Source organism: Mucilaginibacter gossypiicola, assembly GCF_900110105.1.
GTDB classification, from domain to species: domain Bacteria; phylum Bacteroidota; class Bacteroidia; order Sphingobacteriales; family Sphingobacteriaceae; genus Mucilaginibacter; species Mucilaginibacter gossypiicola.
In genome coordinates, this window is the sequence record NZ_FOCL01000008.1 from 219,370 (window position 1) to 235,819 (window position 16,450).

General features: G+C 43.3%; 11 protein-coding genes. 6 read left to right on the forward strand and 5 right to left on the reverse strand.

What is annotated here, in order from left to right:
* Positions 1-12: 12 nt before the first annotated feature.
* Together BMX50_RS24240 and BMX50_RS24245 are read left to right on the forward strand one after the other, a co-directional pair.
* A complete protein-coding gene (locus tag BMX50_RS24240; protein WP_091215672.1) occupies positions 13-1,662 on the forward strand; it encodes an NAD+ synthase in 1,650 nt (549 codons plus the stop codon).
* A gap of 110 nt (positions 1,663-1,772) precedes the next feature.
* Complete coding sequence (locus tag BMX50_RS24245; protein ID WP_091215676.1) at positions 1,773-5,513, forward strand: S8 family serine peptidase; 3,741 nt, start codon at positions 1,773-1,775, stop codon at positions 5,511-5,513.
* A gap of 25 nt (positions 5,514-5,538) precedes the next feature.
* On the opposite strand, the gene BMX50_RS24250 is transcribed toward BMX50_RS24245, so the two are convergent.
* Entirely contained in the window at positions 5,539-6,033 is a 495-nt protein-coding gene (locus BMX50_RS24250; RefSeq protein WP_091215679.1) for a hypothetical protein, read from the reverse strand.
* A gap of 243 nt (positions 6,034-6,276) precedes the next feature.
* Between BMX50_RS24250 and ggt the strand changes: the two genes are divergently transcribed.
* From ggt to BMX50_RS24270, 4 genes are all read left to right on the forward strand, one after another.
* Positions 6,277-7,998 carry a gamma-glutamyltransferase gene (gene ggt, locus BMX50_RS24255; RefSeq protein ID WP_091215683.1) on the forward strand — a complete coding sequence of 574 codons (1,722 nt, stop codon included), beginning with the start codon at positions 6,277-6,279 and terminating at the stop codon, positions 7,996-7,998.
* Between the two features lie 149 nt (positions 7,999-8,147).
* On the forward strand, positions 8,148-8,591 hold the full coding sequence (locus BMX50_RS24260; RefSeq protein WP_091215686.1) for a MarR family winged helix-turn-helix transcriptional regulator: 444 nt from the start codon (positions 8,148-8,150) through the stop codon (positions 8,589-8,591).
* Positions 8,592-8,900: 309 nt separating this feature from the next.
* Entirely contained in the window at positions 8,901-9,401 is a 501-nt protein-coding gene (locus tag BMX50_RS24265; protein ID WP_143065250.1) for an FKBP-type peptidyl-prolyl cis-trans isomerase, read from the forward strand.
* A gap of 77 nt (positions 9,402-9,478) precedes the next feature.
* On the forward strand, positions 9,479-10,405 hold the full coding sequence (locus BMX50_RS24270) for an FKBP-type peptidyl-prolyl cis-trans isomerase (RefSeq protein WP_091215699.1): 927 nt from the start codon (positions 9,479-9,481) through the stop codon (positions 10,403-10,405).
* A 7-nt stretch (positions 10,406-10,412) separates the two neighbouring features.
* Here the strand turns inward: BMX50_RS24270 and BMX50_RS24275 are convergent, their stop codons facing one another.
* The 4 genes from BMX50_RS24275 to BMX50_RS24290 form a co-directional block, all read right to left on the reverse strand.
* Positions 10,413-11,726 (reverse strand): cryptochrome/photolyase family protein, encoded by a 1,314-nt coding sequence (locus BMX50_RS24275; RefSeq protein WP_091215708.1) that lies wholly within the window; start codon positions 11,724-11,726, stop codon positions 10,413-10,415.
* A complete protein-coding gene (locus BMX50_RS24280; RefSeq protein WP_091215712.1) occupies positions 11,716-12,621 on the reverse strand; it encodes a TIGR01777 family oxidoreductase in 906 nt (301 codons plus the stop codon). The genes BMX50_RS24275 and BMX50_RS24280 overlap by 11 nt, the downstream gene beginning before the upstream one ends.
* A gap of 216 nt (positions 12,622-12,837) precedes the next feature.
* On the reverse strand, positions 12,838-14,286 hold the full coding sequence (locus BMX50_RS24285; protein ID WP_091215715.1) for an SDR family oxidoreductase: 1,449 nt from the start codon (positions 14,284-14,286) through the stop codon (positions 12,838-12,840).
* Between the two features lie 32 nt (positions 14,287-14,318).
* Positions 14,319-16,448 (reverse strand): TonB-dependent receptor, encoded by a 2,130-nt coding sequence (locus BMX50_RS24290; protein WP_091215720.1) that lies wholly within the window; start codon positions 16,446-16,448, stop codon positions 14,319-14,321.
* Positions 16,449-16,450 lie beyond the last annotated feature (2 nt).

A 16,450-nucleotide genomic window follows, 5' to 3' on the forward strand; every position in this document is an offset into this window, starting at 1 on the left:
TATACACATACTATGAAAATCGCGTTAGCACAGCTCAACTATCACGTAGGTAATTTTGAATCGAATACCAATAAAATCATCGATCATATCATCAAGGCAAAAAATAACGGGGCCGACCTTGTTGTATTTGCCGAGTTATGTGTTTGCGGCTATCCCTCACGAGATTTTTTAGAGTTTGATGAATTTATAGGCCTGTGTGATGAAGCTGCTAAAAAGATAGCTGAAGTATGTGTGGATATAGCTTGCATCATTGGCTTGCCAACACCTAACCATAAAACAGAAGGTAAAGACCTGAGCAACTCTGCTTATTTTATTGAGAATGGCCAGGTAAAAGCAGTAGTAAATAAAGCGCTGTTGCCTAATTATGATGTGTTTGATGAGTACCGCTACTTTGAGCCGTCAACCGAGTTTAACTGTATCGAATTTAAAGGTAAGCGTATAGCACTCACCATTTGCGAGGACCTGTGGAATACCATTGAAAACCCGTTGTATGTTACCCGCCCGATGGATACCCTTATTCATCAGAATCCGCATGTAATGATCAACATAGCAGCATCGCCTTTTGCTTATAATCATGATGAAGAGCGGATCGAAATTTTGAGCGATAACGCCAGTCGTTACAAGTTGCCTCTGTTATATGTTAACCATGTAGGTGCCCAAACAGAGTTGATATTTGATGGTGGCTCGTTGGTGTTTGATAGCACAGGTAAGCTAATTGATGAAATGCCCTACTTTGAAGAAAGCATGGCTTACTATACCTTAAATGAAGATAACACATTAAGCTTTGACCATCCAACAACGGTAAAAGCCGAGCGAGCCGGTGATATTGAGCAAATTCATCAGGCTGTTATTCTCGGTATTCGCGACTATTTTTATAAGTCGGGTTTTAAACAGGCAATCTTAGGTTTATCAGGTGGAATAGATTCGGCTGTAGTATGTGCTTTGGCAGCAGAGGCTCTTGGCCCTCAAAATGTAATGGCTGTATTGCTGCCGTCACGTTTTTCAACAGATCATTCATTAAAAGATGCGCAGGATTTGGTTGATAACCTTGGTTGTAAGCACGAGATTGTACCTATCAAAAGCATTACCGAAGCTTTTGAAACCGCATTAAACCCGCAGTTTGATGGTTTGCCGTTCAACATCGCCGAAGAGAACATTCAGTCGCGCAGCAGGGCTGTTTTGTTAATGGCAATGTGCAATAAATTCGGCTATATTTTATTAAATACCAGTAACAAGAGCGAGGCCGCTGTAGGGTATGGCACTTTATACGGCGATATGTGCGGTGGTATCTCAGTTATTGGCGATGTTTATAAAACCCAGGTTTTTGAATTGGCAAAATATATTAACCGTAATGAGGAGATCATCCCGATCAACTCGATTGTCAAACCACCATCGGCCGAGTTAAGGCCCGATCAAAAAGATACCGACTCGCTGCCCGAATATGATGTGCTTGATAAGATCCTGGCCGAGTATATCGAAAACCGTTGTTCATCGGCCGAGATCATCAGGATGGGGTATGATGAGGCGACAGTTCGACGGGTTATAAAGCTCACCAATTCGGCCGAGCATAAGCGTTATCAAACTCCGCCCATTTTAAGGGTATCACCTAAAGCATTTGGCATGGGACGCAGAATGCCAATTGTGGGCAAATACCTGTCGTAACAGCTAATTTTTTCACTCTTTAACTGTCAAGTTTACGAATGTTGTAAAGCAACGCTTGTTTTGTTTTAGTTAAGGTTGATTTTTCTTAAAATTGCCTATCTTTCAAACCAATGATCAAACTTTACACAATTGTTTTCTTCGGCTTTTTGCTGTTGTTTGCAGCGGACGGTGTTATGGCCCAGCAACCTTTAATAAGTGAAAAAAGCCGGGTGCAGCTTAATGATATTTCACAACAATCGCTTACAAATTATAAGGCGTCGCACGACAAGGCTGTGTCATTAGCGGCCACACATGGATGGACATTATTCCGCCGTACAAAAAATGGCAACCTGGTTACCCTGCAAGGAGTTAATAAATTAGGTTTCCCGATATATCTTATAACTCATAACAATACAACCGCAGCCGCTACCACCGGTACAAATACTTTACAACCCGGCGGTTCATTAGGTTTAAATTTATCGGGCTCGTCCGATTTTTTAGCCAATAAACTGGCTATATGGGATGGCGGCGCAGTTTACAAAGCTCACCAGGAATTTGCAGGTAAAACCATCACCCTAAAAACTACCGAACCAGTAAACGACCATTCATCGCACGTGGCGGGCACCATGATTGCCAAAGGAATCTACGCACCGGCTAAAGGCATGTCGTTTGGAGCAACTACGCTGCAGTCATATGATTTCAATAATGATGAAACCACCATGAGCGCAGCCGCAGCTAATCTCCTGCTGTCAAATCACTCATATGGCGTGGTAACCGGTTGGGATTACAATGATTCGGCAGGGCGTTGGGAATGGAATGGCTTACCTGGTGATACGGTTGATTATAACTTTGGTTTTTATGATACTAAAACAGCAAACTGGGATAAGATAGCGTATACAGCACCATATTATCTTATTGTTGAATCGGCAGGTAATGAGCGTTCAAGTAACGGCCCGGCAGTTGGCGAAACTTACTACGGCTATAAAAGCCGGACTGATCAAACCTTTGTAAATAAAGGAGCGCGCCCTGCAGGGATCAGTAACAATGACGGTTATGATATTATAAGTACAAGTGGCAATGCCAAAAACATACTTACCGTAGGTGCGGTCTATCCGCTTTTATATGGGCCTAAAAACCGGAGCGACGTAGCCATAGCTCCCTTTAGCAGCTGGGGGCCAACAGACGATGGCCGTATCAAGCCAGATATTGTTGGCGATGGTGTAAACGTGCTTTCGGTAGGGATTGATAACACCACATCGTATCTTACTTTATCGGGTACCTCAATGGCTGCTCCTAATGTTACGGGCTCACTTTATCTGTTGCAGGAATACTATGCCAAACAAAACGGAGGGGCATTTATGCGGTCGGCTACATTGAAAGGATTGGTTTGCCATACCGCTTTTGATGCAGGTAACGTTGGCCCCGATTATATTTATGGCTGGGGATTGCTTAATATGACAGAAGCCGCACAAGCATTGACAGATAACGGTGGAAAGAGCATAGTAAGCGAAAAAACAGTAACACAAGGGCAAACACAAACGTTTAATGTAATAGCCTCCGGTAACCGCTTACTGGCGGCAACAATATCGTGGACTGATCCCCAAGGCACGGCAACTACTGAAGGCGTAATCAATAGCCGTACGCCTAAATTAGTGAACGACCTTGATATCAGGGTGAGCGACGGTACAACGACATTTACGCCCTGGGTACTTGATCCGGATAAGCCGGGGTTTGCTGCCACTAACGGCGATAACATCAGGGATAATATTGAGCAGGTATATATTCCCAATTCGGTACCCGGCAGGGCTTATACCATTACAGTATCGCATAAAGGCACGCTATCATCAGGGTCGCAAGCCTATTCATTGATCGTAACCGGGGTAGGCGGCACGGCCTACTGCGCGTCGGCCCCGCTATCGGGCGCCGATTCACGGGTTGATAACTTTAAGCTGGCCAATATTGATAATACTCCGGCCGCAGGCTGCAAAAGCTATTCGGACTATACCAACCTTACTGTTCAGCTTGAGCAGGCCAAAGTTTATCCGCTCAGCATTACGCTTGGTACTTGCGGCAATAACTTTAATAAAGCTGCAAAGGTGTTTATAGACTGGAATGCCAATGGTGTTTTTGAAGATAACGAACTGGCAGCAACCACTGGCATCATTAATGGTACAGGTACTTATAATACCAATATCACTGTACCGGGATCAGTAGTGGCCGGCGCTTACAGCCTGATGCGGGTGGTGCTTACCGAAACCAGTGATGCTTCAACCATTAAAGCTTGTGGCAACTATGATAAAGGCGAAACCCAGGATTACCGGGTGCAATTTTTGCAAACCAGTATTGATGCTGGGGTTATTGCTATTGTTAGCCCCGGCAGCAGCGGTTCCTGCTCGGCAAGTACGCCTGTTACGGTGAGGATAAAAAACTTTGGTAATGCGGCTATCAATAATATCCCCATAACGGTTACCATTACCGATGCCAATAATGTTACCACTACCTACAATGAAACTTATAAGGCCTCATTACCTGCACTGGCCGAAGATAACTTTACCTTTAGTGAGGAGTTTAATGCTATTGCCGGTGCATCATACACCATCACGGCTACCAGCAAGCTTGCAGGCGATCCGGTTAGCAGCAACAATTCGGTAACAGCCAATATAGTGATCAATTCGCCGGCAAGTATTGGAGATCTGAGTGCTTATTATTGTGCCACTACCAAACAGTATGAATTATTTGGTACGGGCGATGGCACCCTGCTATGGTACCAAAATGCAACTGATGTTTTACCGATAGCCGCCGGAAGTGAAGCGGTAACAAGCCTGGATCCGGTTAACAATACCTATTATGCAGGCATTAATGATTTTGAAGGAACAATTGGCCCTGCCACTAAAAGTGTATTTACAGCAGGCGGGTACAATCAGTTTACACCTTATGTAAGTGTAAACACCAAGGTGCCGGTATTGATTAAGAGCGCGCGCCTTTATATTGGCAATTCGGGGAAAATAACATTTAATGTATCCAATAGCAATGGTCAGATAGTATCCACCGCTTCCATAAATGCCGTTGCAACACGCACAACTGCTTTGGCTGGTGCTCAGCCCGATGATCCTAACGACCAGGGGCAGGTGTATGACTTAAATTTGTCATTACCGGCTGCCGGCGATTACCAGATCTCGGTTGATTTTGCCGATCAGGCTACTATATATCGCAGCAACGGCGGGGTTACGGGTTATCCATTTAAAATTGGCAGTATATTTAGTATTACTGGCAATGGTGCTACCGCAACCAATGGCGATACTACTGCTTATAAAGGCTACTATTACTATTTTTATGATATGAAGGTGCAGAGCCTTGGCTGTGCATCTGCTACGCGCAAGGCGGTTACGCTAAGCAAACCGGTTGTTACGCAAACCAATAATACCCTTAACTCAAACTTTACCGATGGTAACCAGTGGTTGTTGAATGGTAATGTAATAAGCGGAGCTACTGCTGCAACTTATGATCCGGTACAAAGCGGAAAATACCAGGTGCAGGTTACATTAGCAAATGGCTGTGTAGCACAGTCGGATAACTTTGTTTATGCGAGAGAAGGTGTTACAGGAAGCAAAAGCGAAATCGGATTAAGTGCATTTCCGGTGCCGGCAAGTACCAATTTAAATGTGGTATTTACGGCCAAAGAAGCCACAACCCTGAAACTATCATTAACAAATGCATTAGGCGAATCTGTTTACCAGGGCGGGCAACAAAATATTGACCAGGGTAATTACAGTACTATTCTTAATGTGAGCGGGCAAACGCCTGGAGTGTATGTGCTGAGGGTATTGCTTGGGCAGAAGATCTATTCGCAAAAAGTTATCATCACCCGTTAAGCAGGTGATGATAACTCTTTTATTCTTAGAAAGTATATTTTAATCCCAGGCCTGGTGCGATGTCAAAAAATGGGCCTCTTGCCAGTTCAAGTCGTGGATTAAGATCAAGGCTGATAGCAATTGGTGCCGAAGGGATCACATATTCCAAACCGATAACAGCATCAGCACCTATTAGAATATGCTTGCCATTATAGTATTCGTCATCGCCGCCAAAGCGTTTGTAGTAGCCGCTGCCCACCGAACCAAGGTGACCACCAAAGCCATAGTAAAAGCTCAGCTTATCAACATTAAAGGCTTGTTGGTTTAATTCATATAAGCCGGTTAATACCACGCCATGATCGCGGATGCCTAAAATGCCTTCAAGCGCGGTTCCTTTATCCATAAAGTATTTAACTGAGGGGCCAACCTCGTATGCGCCAAATTTTAAACCTACTGCAGTTTTATAGTCCTGGGCCTGTGAGTTTTTGCTGATAAATAAAAAGGAAACGGAAAGTAATAAAAGGTACGTTAATTTTTTCATGCAGATGAATTTAATGATTGACAATAATGTAGCTGTAACAAAAAAGTGACCAGCTTGTTTAGCTTAATTTAAAGCTTTTTTATTTATGCAAATAAACGGCAGAATTGCCTTTTTATGCTATCTGTGCGCTGAAAAGATGATGTTTTAATTTGTATTGGATTGGTTTTCAGTGTGAAATAATGGTTTTGGGTTGTTAAATCAAATAGCAGAATAAGTTAAATTAGGGGAATTTAAAATGCCGTAATGACTTTAAACTGCGTTAAAATAAATAATCTGAAATGCCTGCTCCTGTGTTTATTTACTACATTTTTTGTTTTGGTTGGATGCGCCCCGGGCCAGCTCGGGCTCAACAACAGTGGCCAGTACCGCAACGGAATGGTAGTTTGTGCCTATCCGGACGCTGCACAGGTGGGGCTTGATATATTGAAAAAGGGAGGCAATGCTGTTGATGCCGCAGTGGCGGTTCAGTTTGCTTTGACCGTCACTTTACCCGAAGCCGGGAACGTAGGTGGCGGCGGTTTTATGGTTTACCGCGCCGGCGACGGCAAAACAAGTACGCTTGATTTTAGGGAGAAAGGCCCTGCTGCAGCTAATGTTAATATGTACCTTGATTCGGCCGGTAATGTAATACCTGATATGAGTTTGTATACACACAAAGCTTCCGGCGTACCCGGTTCGGTTGATGGTATGTTTGAAGCTCATCGTAAATATGGCAAACTGAAATGGGCCGATCTGGTTGAACCAGCCATTAAACTTGCCCGTAATGGTTTTAAAATAACCAAACATTTGGCCAATGACCTTAATCGTACTGCCGAACAATTTAAAAAACTAAATCCCGGCAGCAACTATTTGGTAAAAGACGGGGAGTGGAAGGAAGGCGATTTGCTGGTACAGGAAGATCTCGCCAAAACATTCGAACAGATCCGCGATAAAGGCCGTGACGGTTTTTATGATGGCCCGGTTGCCGATTTGATTGTTGACGAAATGAAACAAGGCAATGGTCTCATCACCAAAGCCGATTTAAAGAACTACCACGCTGTTTGGCGTGACGCACTTATTGGTAACTATAAAGATTATAAAGTTATTACCATGCCGCCACCATCAAGCGGAGGGATCGCTTTATTGCAGTTACTAAAATCAGTTGAGCCTTATCCGATTAAGCGATGGGGCTACAATCAGGACTCTACCATCAGGTTGATTGTGGAGGCCGAGCGCCGGGTATATGCAGATCGCTCCAAATATCTTGGCGACCCTGATTTTTACAAAGTACCGGTTGATAGCCTGCTCAAGCCGGCTTACATCACATCGCGCATGAAAACCTTCAGCTGGGATGCCGCTACGCCAAGTACAAGTATCCAGCCGGGCACATTTGTTGGGCATGAAAGTGATCAAACCACGCATTATTCTATTGTTGACAGGTTCGGAAACGCTGTATCTATTACTACTACATTGAACGATAGCTTTGGTTCGAGGATCTTTGTAAGCGGAGCCGGCTTTTTGCTGAACAACGAAATGGATGATTTTAGTTCAAAGCCCGGCGTACCAAATATGTACGGGCTCATCGGCGGTAAAGCCAACAGTATCCAGCCGGGTAAGCGCATGTTATCATCTATGACACCCACTATTGTTGAAAAGGATGGTAAACTATTTATGATTGTAGGAACTCCCGGCGGCTCAACTATTATTACGTCGGTTTTTCAAACCATACTTAATGTAATTGAATTTAACCAGGGCATGCAGCAGGCCGTTGCGTCAAAACGTTTTCATAGCCAATGGCTGCCCGATGAGGTAACTATTGAAAAGGATGGTGTTGATAGCGTCACTGTTAACAAACTGCAAAGCAGGGGATATAAAGTTGTAAGCAGGGAGTCTATCGGTCGTGTTGACGCCATCCTCAAAACCCAGTGGGGCTACTACGAGGGCGGTGCCGATCCAAGGGGGGATGATACTAAATTGGGGTGGTAGGTTAGTTCACTGGTTCATTAGTTCATTGGTGTTCGGCGCAGATGCACCTGCATAATTTTTCGCTACAAAGTACCAATGAACTAATGAACCAGTGAACAAATGAACAAACCCCTTGCGTAATCAATAAGCATTTCTTACGTTTGGTATGCATGCATAATAATGTAAAACACCAGGAAACTATTGACTATTTTATAAAAATAGTATGGCAAACCATGGCCAACAGGTACAACCAGTTGGTTACCGAGTTTGGCTTTACACAGTCAATAGGGTACCTGCTCATTAATATCGACGAAAAGGAAGGTACTACTGTATCGCAGGCGGCAGCTTTACTGGGCCTTAAATCAACCAGCCTGTCACGCATGCTTAGTCAGCTGGAAACCACGGGGCTCATATATCGCGAAAGTAATGAGGGCGATAAACGCTCGGTTAAAATTTACCTTACCCCGCTGGGTAAAGAAAAAAGGCACCAGGCTCGTGTAATTGTAAGGCAATTCAACAACTATCTTGATGCCAACATCAGCGAAGCCGATAAACAACACCTCATTGAAACCCTTAAAAAGTTAAACAAGCTTACGGTTAATTATAAGCCCTGACAGGTTATTAAGCTTCGCGTCATTCACTTTGTGTCATTTCACTGCGTGGTCATTAAGTCATTTACTTCGGGTGTGCCATTTACCCTGTGTCATTAATCATTAGCAGCCTGCAAGACAATGACTCAATGACGTGAAACAAAATGACGGCACAGCAAATGACCTTTATACACTTTTACTTAAAATTGAACGTTTTACCTTCAAAATCTCCCTTGTTGGGTGTTTTAAACGGTGCCTGCTTTTTATTAATTGTTAAAAAGTGTTAAGCTGCCGTTTTTCTATTTTAAAAGAATAAATTTGCCTTTTGAATTGATGAACAGGATACTGATAGTTTTATTGCTCTTAGGCGTTATTGCAGGCGGTTGCGTTAAATCGTCTGTTAGCCCGTTAGTTCAATATAATAAACAAAAAGAAATTGATAGTGCTATCATAGCCGATTACCTTACTGCTAATAGTAGTTTGAAAGCTAAAAAGATAGATACAACAGGAGTTTATTACATAGTGAACGATGGAGAGGAAGGAACCGGCAATGTGCTTTACACCAATTCAACACAGGTTACGGTTGCGTTTACCGGTAAAATACTTACATCGGGTTTTGTGTTTGCTCAAACAGATCAGTTTCATCCAACCTATGTATTAGGAAGTGTGATAAAAGGCTGGCAGTTGGGTATCCCGCAAATCAAACCCGGGGGGAAAGTGAGGTTGCTGATTCCATCGCGTTATGCTTATGGGCCATATGCGCAGGATTCGATACATTTGCCGGCAAATTCGGTGCTTGATTTTCAAATTCAGCTGTATAACGTAACCAACTAACAAAGCCTGATAAAACGGAGAACATAAGCCAGTAAAGCAAAAGCTTTAGGCGGTTAAAAAAAGACAAATTATAATAAATGAAACAAACAATTTTTACGCTCTTAGTACTTATCTCTATAGGCTTTATGTCATGCCGGAAAGACAGGAACGATCCGGATATTAAGCAATACGACCAAACTCAGATCCAGAACTATATATCAGCAAACGGCATCACCGGTATGCTGCGTGATACTACTGATGGTGATACAACCGGTATTTACTACAAGATCCTTTCGCAAGGACGTGGTACGCCAATGGATTATTCAGACCAGATCTCATTTGTATTTACTGTTCGTTCACTTGATGGTAAGTTTATATCGCTTGATTCACTTAACGCAAATCATTTTTTCGGTTATTTAGGGCATGTAAGCAGTTCACTACCTAAAGGGGTGCAAATAGCTATCCACAACCTGATAAAATATAAAGGTACAGCTGCAAGGGTTATTGTGCCGTCGCATTTAGCTTATGGTGTTAACGGTTACGGGTCAGGAAGTTCAAGTAATGCCAACACCCATATTGCCGGTAACCAAAGTTTGGATTACTATATCAATGTTGTTTCAAACCAGGAGGTTTATGATGATGCTATCATCAATAATTACATTAAAGCAAAAAGCCTTACCGGGTTTACTAAAACGGCCGATGGGGTTTATATAAAGATAGCTACACCCGGCACCGGTTCTGACCAGATCAATGCTGACTCTTATATAACATGTACCTATTCGGGCAAATGCTTAAATGATGTGGTGTTTGACAGTACCACTTTGCAGGGGGCAACATCTTCATCTTTTACAGTTAATGGTTTAGTAACAGGTGTACAGGAAGGTTTAAAAGGACAAACAGCCGGATCTGCCGTATCCATAATAATACCATCCCGGTTTGGCTATGGTACTACCGGCAGTGGTACGTCCATATCTGCAAATACAGTGCTTTATTTTGATTTTACAGTAGCCACCGTTAGCAATTAATACATTATTACTTAGCCAGCGCTTTTTTAAACGCGGCTAAACACCTGTCGCGCGCGGCAGCATGATCAACAATGGGTTTTGGATATTTGCTGAAGTCGGCATATTCCGGAACCCATTTTTTTATGTATTTAAGTTCAGGGTCAAACTTTTTAGTTTGCGCATCGGGGTTAAAAATTCTGAAGTAGGGCGCAGCATCGGTGCCTGAACCGGCCGCCCACTGCCAACCGCCTACATTGCTTGCCATTTCATAATCCAGCAGTTTGCGGGCAAAATACCGCTCGCCCCAGCGCCAATCGATAAGCAGGTCTTTGCTTAAAAAACTGGCCACAATCATGCGCACGCGATTATGCATAAAACCGGTTGTATTTAACTCACGCATTCCGGCATCAACAATCGGGAAACCTGTTTCACCGTTACACCAGGCCTCAAATTGTTTTTCATCATTTACCCAATGGATACGGTCATACTCCGGCCTGAAAGCATGATCCATAGTATGGGGGAAATGATGGAGTATCATCATATAAAATTCGCGCCAGATGAGTTCATTGAGCCATGTTTTATCATGATAGCTGTAGGCAGTGCGCGCCAGTTCGCGTATGCTTACTGTACCAAAGCGTAAATGCATGCCGATATGCGAGGTACCTTTAATGGCCGGAAAATCCCGCTGCTCTTTATAATCTTTGATCACACTTTCATATCCTTTATCAGGGAGGTGCATATCGCTTTTTTCGAAGCCCATTTCTTTTAACGGAGGGATGGACAGCGCTTTAGTTTGATGAATGTTTTTAAGGTGTTTTTTTGTTGGATAAGCCTTTAAATAAAATGGTTTTAAAGTGCTATACCATTTGCGCTGATAAGGGGTGTAAACAGTGTAAGGTTTGCCATCGTCCTTTACTACTTCATCTTTTTCAAAAATTACCTGGTCTTTATAGGTTTTAAACGGGATGTTGTGTTTTGTAAGTTTGGTGCGCACTTCATCATCTCGTTTAGTTGCGTATGGCTCGTAATCATGGTTGGTGTATACTTCGGCAACGTTGTACTCTTTGATGAGCTTATCCCAGGCGTGTGTAGCTTTATCATAAAGCACGAACAGGCTGCCGCCATGCTTATGCAATTCATCACTTAGACTTTCAATAGTTTGATAGATAAACGTAACACGGGCATCGTCTTTATCTTCCAGTTTGTCAAGGATCTCTTTATCAAAAATGAATATTGGTAAAACAGGGTTGCCGCTTTTAAGGGCATGATAAAGGCCTGCATTATCATCGAGCCGTAAATCGCGGCGGAACCAGAATATGCTAACCGGAGTTTTATGATCCATAAATTTCACTTAGCGCTGCATCTAAATCAGCAAATTTAAACTTGAAACCGGCATCCTCAATTTTTTGTGCCGATACTTTGGTACTGCCCAATACAATGCTGCTCATCTCGCCCAATAAAAGTTTGAGAACAAAGCCAGGCACATTAGGGGCCCATAAAGGTTTGTGTAAGTGTTTAGCTACCGCTTGAGTGAGTTGCTTATTGGTAACCGGGCAAGGGGCAACCATATTGTAAACGCCGCTGAGCGCCGTGTTTTCGATGCCCAACAGGTACATATCTACCACATCCTGCCAGTGGATCCAGGGTACCCATTGTTTGCCGCTACCGATGGGGGAGCCCACATATAGTTTTATAGGTTTTGCAAGCGTTGGTAATGCTCCTCCATCCTTATCAAGCACTACCCCGGTACGGAACTTTAACACCCGGGCACCAAATTCTTCTCCCTCATCAACGGCAGCTTCCCATAGCACACAGCATTGCGATATAAAATCATTGGTAGGAACACTTGTCTCATGCATCAGTTCATCGCCACGGTTGCTATAATACCCGATACCGGATGCCGAGATCACTGAGGTAACCTGATGTTGTTTACGTTTCATCAAATCGTACAACAATTCAATTGATTTTACGCGGCTATCTACCAGGTCTTTCTTTCGGGCGTTTGTCCACCGTTTTTCAGCAATGCCCGAGCCGGCCAGGTGCACTACGGTATCAACCCCATCAATGCAACGCTCATCAATGGTGCCTTTGCTGATATCCCATACAAATGTATTTACCTGCGGATCGTCACCGGTTTTGCGGCTTAAATGGCTCACGGTATAGCCCTTAGTCAATAATGCTTTGGTTAGATGGCGGCCCAATAATCCCGATCCTCCGGTTAGTAGTATACTTTTCATTTACTTCGTGTCATTATGCTTCGCGGTCATTGTTGCTACGCGTCATTAGGTCATTTACTTCGTGTCATTATGCTACGTGTCATTAGGTCATTATGCTACGTGTCATTAGGTCATTTTGCTTTGCATCATTGAGGCATTTATCTTGCGTTATTTTTGCTTTGACAATGACTTAATGATCAATGACTGCGAAGCATAATGACGTGCAGCCGAAATGACTCAATGACCTTTTTCAGTGTAATTAACAATTTCCCTTGCCATACCGTTAAATATGAACAGGTGAAACGGCCACATGGCGTACCAATATAACCGGCCCCAAAGGCCGTTGGGCCTAAAGGTAGCTACCTGGCTTAAACTTTGTTTACCGTGGCGTTCAATTATTTTAAATTCGAGCCATGCTTCGCCGGGTAGTTTCATTTCGGCGTATAAAAGCAGACGCTTATTTTCGCGGTCAGCCAGTAAAACCCTCCAAAAATCAATTACATCCCCCGGACTAATATTGATATTACTTGTACGCCCCCTGCGCGAGCCAACGCCTCCGAAAACCTTGTCCAGGAAACCGCGGATGTTCCAGATCCAGTCCCAATAATACCAGCCGCGGTTGCCGCCTATAGCAAGTACGTTGCTAAAAACTTCGTTGGCCGGCCGCTCAAATGGCATTTTTACTTTGTATTCCTGCGTGCCGTTTTGTGGTACCTTGATCTGGTCCATAAAACCGGGATTAAGGTAGCCCTGGTTAAAAGCGTCCTTCCAGCTTGATACGATAGAGTTTTGCTCTATTTTAACAAAAGCAAGTTCAAGGCATTCTTTATAACTGAGGCATTTACGTGGCACAACGTCATCAATATCGTGATCATGCATAACGGTTTCGTTCTTCATGCTGTTCACCAGGCTTTGGGCAAGTGTAAAGCTTGTTGAGGTAACAAAATACAGCCAGTATGACGATATTTTAGGCGAAAGGAAGGGTATGGTAACGATATACCTTTTTAGCTTACGAACCTCGGCATAAGTAAGCATCATTTGCCTGAACGAAAGAATATCGGGACCACCTATATCAAACGTGCGGTTGTACGACTTTTCGTTTAGCATTACGCCCTCCAGGTAACCCAGCACATCGCGGATGCCAATGGGCTGGCATTTGGTGTTTACCCAGCGGGGAACGGTCATAACAGGAAGTTTTTCGGTAAGGTCGCGAATGATCTCGAACGAGGCACTGCCCGAGCCAATGATAATAGCTGCCCGCAAAACGGTTAACGCAGCGTTGCCTTCTTTCAACACATCCTCAACATGCCGCCTTGATTCGAGGTGGCGGGAGAGGTTATTATCATTGGTGATCCCACTTAAAAATATGGTTTGTTTGCAGTTGGTTTTATCAAGTGCCTGCACAAAATTATGGGCCGAAAGCGCTTCGAGCGCGGCAAAATCCTGCGTTTGCGCCATGGAATGTACCAGGTAATAGGCCGCGTCAACATCTTCAGGAAAGGATTCGATATTTGACCCTTTGAGCAGGTCACCCGTTATTAAGGTAACCTGCCTGCTAAAATCGCTGTGCTCATGAAACCGGCGTTTATCCCGCACAAGGCAAACCACATCATGGCCTTTCTCCAGTAAAACCGGGATAAGCCGCGTACCTATGTAGCCGTTAGCACCAGCAAGCAAAACCTTCATGCTTAGTGAAACAACAAAAAACGTAGCCTGTTTTACAATCCTAATTTAAATCCGAGGCCGTAAAACCTGCGGTTGTCGGTAATGTTAGATGTTTTGTTTTGCCATATATTCTGGCCGTTGGCAAATACCTCAAGGTTTTTAAACTGTTTGGTTTTCAGGCTATAACCAAAGTAAATATTCTGTAACGAAAACGATTGTTTGTTTGAGCCCGGTACATTTGAGTTAGCCTCGTAAGGATTGGCATAGTTGCCTTCACCTGTCTTGTATAATATATCGAGGCCTGCAAAAATATGGTCAATCTCAAGACGGTTAACCCAGCCTCCTGTCCATATTTTATCGCCCAGTGCAATGTCCCCGATACCCGGGCTTATGCGTTGTTTAATATTGGAGGCGTTAAGTCCTGTAATGAAGCGGGTTGATGCTTTGTTAATAATATTGAAGTTTACACCAATGCGATTGCGTGTATATTTTGAATCAGCATACCCTAAAATAGTTATGCTACCATTAGGGCTATAAGGTACATCATATAGTACAGGAACCGCAAGGCCTCCGCGTTCAAAATTGTAGTTAACGGATACCAGGGCCGAAAGGTTAATGTCAGCACCTGCTGCATAAACATTGAAAGCCTTTAGCATATTGTAATATACCGAAGGATAATAATAGTTGGTAAGGTAGGAATACTCGGTGTTAAACGGGCTGTTAAATGCATTACCAAAGGTTAAGCCATTAAGGTGTTCGCCGTTGCTCTGCAAAAGCTGGTTTTGTTTCGAATAAGAACCATACAGTTTTATACCAACAGCACTGATACCGGTAAGTGAAGAAACATTTACAGATGCTGATGCATAAGGGAAAATCCGTTTAAAGTCGGCATCGTTTGCTACAGACAGGGCTTTTTTTGAATCTAATACCGTTACAAAGCCACCTTGAACATTAATGCTGTTTTTGAACGCCAGACTTAGTGATGGCGTCAATAAATAGTCTTTACGTTTATAATAGTTGCGATTGGTAGTAGTAGTGCTATTGGCAAACTGGTTAATATTTAGCGGATCTGTGCCGTTATAGATGGTTGATGTGGTAATGCTGGCAATTGAATCGCGTGTATGACGGTAGGTGAAATCAACAGCCGGTTCAATGCTGAAATTGCCGATAGTTTTCTGGTAGCTTAAGTTATCCCGAAGCAATAAAACATTTTTGTGGTCAACATTTTTAGAAATGCTATTGGTCCGTTGAAAATTGCCAGGGCCAACAGTTGCACCCGCAGCTTCGAAATTATTATCCTCATTGTAGTTATAATGACTATACGAAGCTGATAAGCTGTTTTTAAGGCCTTTTATCAGTTGTGAGTTTAACCTGAGGCCGCCATTAAAGAGATTTTGTTTGGTGTGTTCAGCTGTACTTGTCTGGATTTGGTAGTTAGGGTCACTGGTACCATACAGGTTGGCGTTATCATAATTAAAGCGTGTAACCTGTGGTACGTATGTTGCTGTAGCACTGAGCGTATTGTTTGAGCCCAGCTTAATATCGGCGTAGCCATTAAACTTAAAACGGTCGAAATTTAATGGTGTTTTAATGTTGATTTGCTGATTTGTTAAAGTTGGCGAAACATCCCTTAAATACGTAGCGGAGATCCCCGCATTAACGACATCTGTATTTTTATAGCCCGATAAGTAATACTGATGATAAACATTGGTGGGGCTTTTAAGTTCATTGATGCTTGAAGTGTTCCTTGCGCTAACCAGGTTGGTTTGCCCGGCCGCTTCAATACCCGATTTGCCTGGTCTGTTACGTTTGGTTTTTATCAGTATCATTTGCTGCTGTGGCGAGGCACCGCTTACCTGTGCAGCTGCATTTTGTACCAATGTTACCTCTTCAATATCATGAATGTTGTAAGCGTTTACATCATTGATGATATTGCCATCAACCACATATACCACATAATTGCTATTGGTATAAATGCCGTAAAACCATACATTAAGCGCATCGCTTATGTTTGCAAAAGGCTGGCGTTGCAAGTCGGCGCCTTTTATGGTGATGCTTTGTGTGAGATTTTTATTTACGCGCAGTCGTCCCAGGTCGTAATGGGAAGTGTCGGTTTGTGAATAAGATTTTGAAAATGAAAGGCATATAGCCAGTGTAATAAGGCAGGTGATCCGTGAATACATGA

Bases quoted from the DNA above. Each gene is read 5' to 3' on its own strand.
- BMX50_RS24240 (WP_091215672.1), top strand. From the start codon at position 13: ATGAAAATCGCGTTAGCACAGCTCAACTATCACGTAGGTAATTTTGAA.
- BMX50_RS24245 (WP_091215676.1), top strand. From the start codon at position 1,773: ATGATCAAACTTTACACAATTGTTTTCTTCGGCTTTTTGCTGTTGTTT.
- BMX50_RS24250 (WP_091215679.1), bottom strand. From the start codon at position 6,033: ATGAAAAAATTAACGTACCTTTTATTACTTTCCGTTTCCTTTTTATTT.
- ggt (WP_091215683.1), top strand. From the start codon at position 6,277: ATGACTTTAAACTGCGTTAAAATAAATAATCTGAAATGCCTGCTCCTG.
- BMX50_RS24260 (WP_091215686.1), top strand. From the start codon at position 8,148: ATGCATAATAATGTAAAACACCAGGAAACTATTGACTATTTTATAAAA.
- BMX50_RS24265 (WP_143065250.1), top strand. From the start codon at position 8,901: ATGAACAGGATACTGATAGTTTTATTGCTCTTAGGCGTTATTGCAGGC.
- BMX50_RS24270 (WP_091215699.1), top strand. From the start codon at position 9,479: ATGAAACAAACAATTTTTACGCTCTTAGTACTTATCTCTATAGGCTTT.
- BMX50_RS24275 (WP_091215708.1), bottom strand. From the start codon at position 11,726: ATGGATCATAAAACTCCGGTTAGCATATTCTGGTTCCGCCGCGATTTA.
- BMX50_RS24280 (WP_091215712.1), bottom strand. From the start codon at position 12,621: ATGAAAAGTATACTACTAACCGGAGGATCGGGATTATTGGGCCGCCAT.
- BMX50_RS24285 (WP_091215715.1), bottom strand. From the start codon at position 14,286: ATGAAGGTTTTGCTTGCTGGTGCTAACGGCTACATAGGTACGCGGCTT.
- BMX50_RS24290 (WP_091215720.1), bottom strand. From the start codon at position 16,448: ATGTATTCACGGATCACCTGCCTTATTACACTGGCTATATGCCTTTCA.